This window comes from Bartonella sp. MF74HXZ (assembly GCF_042194445.1).
In the GTDB taxonomy this organism is placed as follows: Bacteria; Pseudomonadota; Alphaproteobacteria; order Rhizobiales; family Rhizobiaceae; genus Bartonella; species Bartonella grahamii.
The window spans coordinates 141,400-147,703 of sequence record NZ_JBHIMW010000006.1; the positions used below are offsets into that span (position 1 = coordinate 141,400).

General features: G+C 39.2%; 6 protein-coding genes and 1 pseudogene. 4 read left to right on the forward strand and 3 right to left on the reverse strand.

The genetic code is table 11. The features are described from left to right. Positions 1-2 precede the first annotated feature (2 nt). The 3 genes from ACFIJ8_RS06775 to xth form a co-directional block, all read right to left on the reverse strand. Positions 3-755 carry an amino acid ABC transporter permease gene (locus tag ACFIJ8_RS06775; RefSeq protein ID WP_273788551.1) on the reverse strand — a complete coding sequence of 251 codons (753 nt, stop codon included), beginning with the start codon at positions 753-755 and terminating at the stop codon, positions 3-5. A gap of 141 nt (positions 756-896) precedes the next feature. Continuing rightward, entirely contained in the window at positions 897-1,802 is a 906-nt protein-coding gene (locus ACFIJ8_RS06780) for a transporter substrate-binding domain-containing protein (RefSeq protein WP_273788552.1), read from the reverse strand. A 121-nt stretch (positions 1,803-1,923) separates the two neighbouring features. Continuing rightward, positions 1,924-2,706 carry an exodeoxyribonuclease III gene (xth, locus tag ACFIJ8_RS06785; protein ID WP_015856590.1) on the reverse strand — a complete coding sequence of 261 codons (783 nt, stop codon included), beginning with the start codon at positions 2,704-2,706 and terminating at the stop codon, positions 1,924-1,926. A gap of 490 nt (positions 2,707-3,196) precedes the next feature. Here xth and rpsL point away from each other — a divergent pair, with 490 nt between their 5' ends. From rpsL to ACFIJ8_RS06805, 4 genes and pseudogenes are all read left to right on the forward strand, one after another. After that, entirely contained in the window at positions 3,197-3,568 is a 372-nt protein-coding gene (gene rpsL / locus ACFIJ8_RS06790) for a 30S ribosomal protein S12 (RefSeq protein WP_005773262.1), read from the forward strand. An 18-nt stretch (positions 3,569-3,586) separates the two neighbouring features. Continuing rightward, the gene (gene rpsG, locus ACFIJ8_RS06795; RefSeq protein ID WP_015856589.1) at positions 3,587-4,057 is read left to right on the forward strand and encodes a 30S ribosomal protein S7; all 471 of its coding nucleotides are present in this window, start codon (positions 3,587-3,589) and stop codon (positions 4,055-4,057) included. A gap of 24 nt (positions 4,058-4,081) precedes the next feature. After that, a complete protein-coding gene (gene fusA / locus ACFIJ8_RS06800) occupies positions 4,082-6,166 on the forward strand; it encodes an elongation factor G (RefSeq protein WP_015856588.1) in 2,085 nt (694 codons plus the stop codon). A gap of 62 nt (positions 6,167-6,228) precedes the next feature. After that, positions 6,229-6,304: pseudogene (locus ACFIJ8_RS06805) on the forward strand (elongation factor Tu); the annotation flags it as partial.

The window sequence follows — 6,304 nt, forward strand, 5'->3', positions numbered from 1 at the left end:
TTTCAATTTCCCTTTGTTTGAAAATTAGGAATTTTGAGTATTTGTTCAATGACTGTCATCACAATGAATACGAATAAGGCTATTAGAATATAAAGAATCGTAACAAGCAAATAGTTTTCGTAAACATGGCTTACCTCTTCAATTGCTTGGTATTGAAATTGCATGAGCTCATTTATTGAAACGGCGAATGCTATAGACGAATTTTTCACAATGCCCATTGCTTCTGAAGTAAGCGGCGGCATAATTGTACGTATAGCACGTGGTAGTATAATATAGCGATAACTTTGATAAGTTGTAAACCCCATTGCCATAGCAGCATAACGTTGTCCAGAAGGAATCGCTTCAATGCCTGAACGAACCTGTTCTGCAATGCGTGCAGATGTAAAGAATCCTAATGCGCATGTTATTAAGAGAATAGGGGAAAATTTCATTGCTGGTGGATAAATCTTAGGAACAACAAAATACCACAAAAATACTTGTACAAGGAGGGGAATATTACGCATAATCTCTACCCAAATAGCACCGATAGTGCGAAATATATAATTGATTATCGATGTTTTGGGTAAAGTGCGCATTGTTCCTATAATAACACCACACAATACAGCTAAGATAAGTGAAGTGATAGACAATATAACCGTATTTTTTAAGCCATCGAGAAGTGTATCTAAATAGGTATGACTCACGCCGGGAGTTCCTAGGCATCCTGTTACCAGTGTTTGGGTAAGGTCATCTCTACAAAGGAAAGAAAAGTCCATTAATTGATATTCCCTCAAATTAGTCATTCACAAATAGGACAATAAATTAAGCGCATCTACATAGGCCAAATTTATTAAAAAGTGAATTAAAATATAAACCACACTCAATTTTTAAAGAGTGTGGTTCTTCTTTATTAAATTTTATAAATCTTTCTCTGTGTAGCTTTCTCGAGGCTTATTATTTGGGTGATCCCAAGCATATCTTGTTTGTTTTGACAAGGGAAGGTTCATAACAGTGTTAGCAGGTGGAATCGGTTTCATAAACCACTTATTATAAAGCTTTTCAAGTGATTCATCTTTAATCTGACGTACGATACTATCGTTGATTGTTTGTTCAAATTTTTTGTCATTTAATCTGAGCATACAGGCGATAGGTTCGACTGAAAGTACAGTATCAAGAATGACATAATCAGATGGATTCTTTGATTTAGCAATATGTCCAGCAAGAATTGAAGCATCCATAACAAAAGCATCTGCCTTACCAGATTCTAATAATAAAAAACTATCTCCGTGATCTTTCCCCTTTAAAACTTTAAACTGAATGTTTTTTGCACGTTTGTTTTTACGAATAAGTTGAACAGATGTTGTACCGGTGGTCGTTGCGACTGTTTTTCCATTTAAATCGTCAAGAGATTTAATGTTAGAGTTTTTCTTTACAGCAATCCGAACCTCTTCAATGTATGTCGTATAAGCAAATGCTGCTTCTTTACTGCGGGCAATATCATTTGTTGTTGAGCCGCACTCAAAATCATAGGTTTTATTTTTTAAGAGAGGAATTCTATTTTGAGAAGTGATAGGAAGATAATGAATTTTAATTGGTTTACCAATTTTTTTTGAGATATCATCAATGATACGTTCTGCCATTTCTGTATGAAAACCTACATATTTATTATTACCAAGGGCGTAGGCTAAACCAGATGATTCACGGACACCTAAAGTAATTTCCCCTGTTCGTTTTATTTTTTCAAGAGTATCATGTTCAGCATGCGCGACGCTTGTGAAACCAATGGCCGTTGCTGCAATAAACATTAATAATGATTTCTTCATTTATGTCCTCCATTCATTTATCTTTACTTTAGCTGTTTAAGATATACTGTTTACATGGTGTAGCATAGTTATTATTTTTGAGTGGAATTTTTTGTTGTTTCATAATGGGGGGGGTACTTTCTTAATTGATATTAAGGTGAATCCAAACAGGAACGTGGTCGGATGGTTTTTGATATCCCCTTACTTCTGTTTGACTATGAGCGCAAATAAGCTGATCAACAGCTTCTGGTGATAATAATAAATGATCAATGCGAATCCCATTATTTTTAGGCCAAGCACCCGCCTGAAAATCCCAAAAACTGAAGGAGGGAGTATCGGTGACATTCCGGATAGCATCGTAAAGACCTAAATTAAGAATACGTTGAAATACTTTTCTTGTTTCTTGAAGAAATAAGGCATCTTGATACCATTCTTGAGGTTTTTTTGCATCTAATGGAGCGGGGATGACATTATAATCACCCGCTAGAATAAGGGGTTCTTCATACGCAAGCAATGATTTTGCATGTGTATATAATCTTTCCATCCATTCTATTTTATAGGAATATTTTTCACTCTCAATAGGATTCCCATTTGGTAAATAGAGAGATGCAACACGAACAACACCTTTGTTTGTTGAATAAACAGCTTCAATGTAACGTGTCTGCTCATCATTATCATTGCCTGGTAATCGACGGATCACTTCATCTGGTGTTTTTTTAGAGAGAATCGCAACACCATTAAAACTTTTTTGTCCGTGTGTTTCTATATGGTAACCTAAATTTTCAATTGCATCGCGTGGAAAATTTTCATCAATACTTTTAATTTCCTGTAAACAGACTATGTCCGGCTGGCTCTGCTGCAGCCATTGACATAATGTTTCATGTCGTGCTTTTATTCCAGCAATATTCCACGTTGCTATTTTCATGGCGCTCATCATTAGATATCAAGTATGCAATTTAATTTACTGCATTCATGTTTTATTACAGTCACATTGCTGCTTTTTTATTTATAGGGATATTACTATGGTAAATTGATTTATCAAGAGTAGCGGTAAAAGCAAATTTAAAGTTTTAAAATTTAATTTATTTTCATTTTTAAAAACTTTCTGCTGTTTAGTTCTTGACGAATGTAAGTGTTCTCGCTATTAGAGGTGGACATAACCGATGTGGATATGATCAGGTGTTTTTGGATATGAACCGAAAATTATTCACAGGTGTTAAGAAGATTAAAAGCAAATGCTAGTGCAAAAGGCTATTGCCTTCTCTGCTTGTGGTCGGGTGAACTGTTTTTTTGCAGGTGTGCCCGATTTTGTGTGTAGACTTAGATATCTGTTCCGATTCTGTTGGAGTAGATAGAAATGAAATAGAAAAGCCCGATTGGGTGAGACGAATGTAGATCGAAAAGAGGAAGGTTGCATGCCTACCGTAAACCAGTTGATTCGCAAACCGCGTGTAGCGCCAGTTAAACGTAATAAGGTTCCTGCTTTGCAGTCGAATCCGCAGAAACGTGGTGTTTGTACGCGTGTTTATACAACAACACCGAAGAAACCTAATTCTGCTCTTCGTAAAGTTGCTAAGATTCGCTTGACGAATGGATTTGAGGTGATTGGTTATATTCCTGGAGAGGGACATAATCTTCAAGAGCACTCTGTTGTGATGATTCGCGGTGGTCGTGTGAAAGATTTGCCAGGAGTTCGTTATCACATTATTCGTGGTTTGCTTGATACGCAGGGTGTCAAGAATCGTAAACAGCGTCGTTCAAAGTATGGCGCAAAGCGTCCAAAATAATATTGAGAGACAAAGCCAATGTCCCGTCGTCATAGAGCAGAAAAGCGTGAAATTAATCCAGATCCTAAGTTTGGTGATTTGGTTATTATGAAATTTATGAATGCCATTATGTTTGATGGTAAAAAATCAGTTGCAGAGCGTATTGTTTATGGTGCGCTTGATTCTGTAGAAAAAAGAGTAAAAACAGATCCTGTGGCTCTATTTCATCGGGCCTTGGAGAATGTTGCTCCTCATATTGAAGTTCGCTCACGCCGTGTTGGTGGTGCTACTTATCAAGTTCCGATTGATGTTCGTCCTGATCGTCGTCAGGCTCTTGCTATTCGTTGGTTGATTGCTGCGGCACGTGGTCGGAATGAAACGACGATGATTGAGCGTTTATCTGGTGAACTGATGGATGCGGCTAATAATCGCGGTTCTGCCGTGAAAAAGCGTGAAGATGTTCATCGTATGGCTGAGGCTAATCGTGCTTTTTCTCACTATCGCTGGTAGAAGTTTTAAACTAAGGCAAATATAATGGCTCGCGAATATAAAATTGAAGATTATCGTAATTTTGGTATTATGGCGCATATTGATGCTGGTAAGACTACGATGACTGAACGTATTCTGTTCTATACCGGCAAGAATCATAAAATTGGCGAGACCCACGATGGTGCTTCTACGATGGATTGGATGGAGCAGGAGCAGGAGCGCGGTATTACGATTACGTCTGCTGCGACAACGACGTTTTGGGAAGGGCGTGACGGTCGGAAGCGTCGCTTTAATATTATTGATACGCCAGGGCACGTTGATTTTACGATTGAGGTTGAGCGCTCTTTGCGTGTTCTTGATGGTGCAATAGCTTTGTTGGATGCAAATGCTGGTGTGGAGCCTCAGACGGAAACTGTTTGGCGGCAAGCTGAGAAATATCGTGTGCCTCGTATGGTTTTTGTTAATAAAATGGACAAAATAGGAGCTGACTTCTATCGTAGTGTGGAGATGGTTGGTTCTCGGTTGGGTGCTAAAGCGCTTGTTTTGCAGTTGCCGATTGGTGCTGAAAATGACTTTGAAGGCGTTGTTGATCTTGTAGAAATGAAGGCTTTAAAGTGGGATGGTTCTATTGGTGCCTCGGCGGTGATAAGTGAAATTCCCTCTGATTTAAGAGAGAAAGCTGAAGAATATCGCGAGAAATTGATTGAGATGGCTGTGGAGGTTGATGAAGCTGCGACAGAGGCTTATTTAGAAGGTGTTATGCCAACCAATGAACAGCTTGTTTCTCTCATTCGTAGGGGGACAGTAGAAGTTCAGTTTCATCCGGTTCTTTGTGGTACAGCTTTTAAAAACAAGGGAATTCAGCCGCTTTTGGATGCTGTTGTTTCTTATCTTCCTTCTCCAGTTGATGTTCCGGCAATTAGTGGTATTGATGTGAAGACTGAGACTGAGACGACACGCGAATCTTCAGATGATGCTCCACTATCTATGCTTGCTTTTAAAATTATGAATGATCCTTTTGTTGGTTCGTTGACGTTCTGTCGTATTTACTCAGGTAAAGTTCAGAAAGGTATTTCTCTTGAGAATACTGTGAAAAAGAAGAAAGAGCGTTTGGGGCGTATGCTTCAAATGCATTCAAATTCTCGTGAGGATATTGAAGAAGCATTTGCTGGTGATATTGTTGCTCTTGCAGGACTTAAAGAGACGACAACAGGTGATACTCTTTGTGATCCTTTGAAGCCTGTTATTTTGGAGAGGATGGAATTTCCAGAGCCTGTTATTGAGATTGCAATTGAACCGAAAACAAAAGCAGATCAAGAAAAAATGGGTATTGCTCTTAATCGTCTGGCAGCCGAAGATCCTTCATTTCGTGTTAAATCGGATGAGGAATCTGGTCAGACTATTATAGCTGGAATGGGTGAGCTTCATCTTGATATTATTGTTGACCGTATGCGCCGTGAATTTAAGGTTGAAGCAAATGTTGGGCAGCCTCAAGTTGCTTATCGTGAGTCAATTACTAAAATGGCGGAAATTGATTATACGCACAAGAAACAATCGGGTGGTGCCGGTCAGTTTGCTCGTGTGAAAATTGTTTTTGAGCCTCATGATGGTGATGACTTTATTTTTGAGTCGAAGATTGTGGGTGGTGCTGTTCCTAAAGAATATATTCCCGGCGTCCAAAAAGGGATTGAAAGTGTTATGGGGTCAGGTCCTCTTGCAGGCTTTCCTATGCTTGGTGTAAAAGCAACACTTATTGATGGTGGCTATCACGATGTTGATTCTTCGGTTTTGGCTTTTGAGATTGCTGCTCGTGCAGCTTTTCGTGATGGAGCAAAGAAGGCTGGTGCACAGCTTCTTGAACCGATCATGAAGGTGGAAGTTGTTACACCGGATGATTATGTTGGTGATGTTATTGGTGATCTCAATTCTCGTCGGGGACAGATTTCGGGAACTGAAGCGCGCGGTATTGCAACGGTTGTGAATGCGATGGTTCCTTTGGCAAATATGTTTGGTTATGTGAATACCCTTCGCTCTATGAGTCAGGGGCGTGCACAGTACACAATGCAGTTTGATCATTACGAGCCTGTGCCTTCGGCTGTTGCTTTGGAGATTCAAAAGAAATACGCGTAATTTCAGGTTGGTAATTAATTTTTAACTTAGTCCTTGGCTTGGACGGAAAATGGAGAGCTCAGATGGCGAAGAGCAAGTTTGAACGAACAAAACCGCATGTTAATATTGGTACGATTGGTCACGTTGATCATGGGAAGA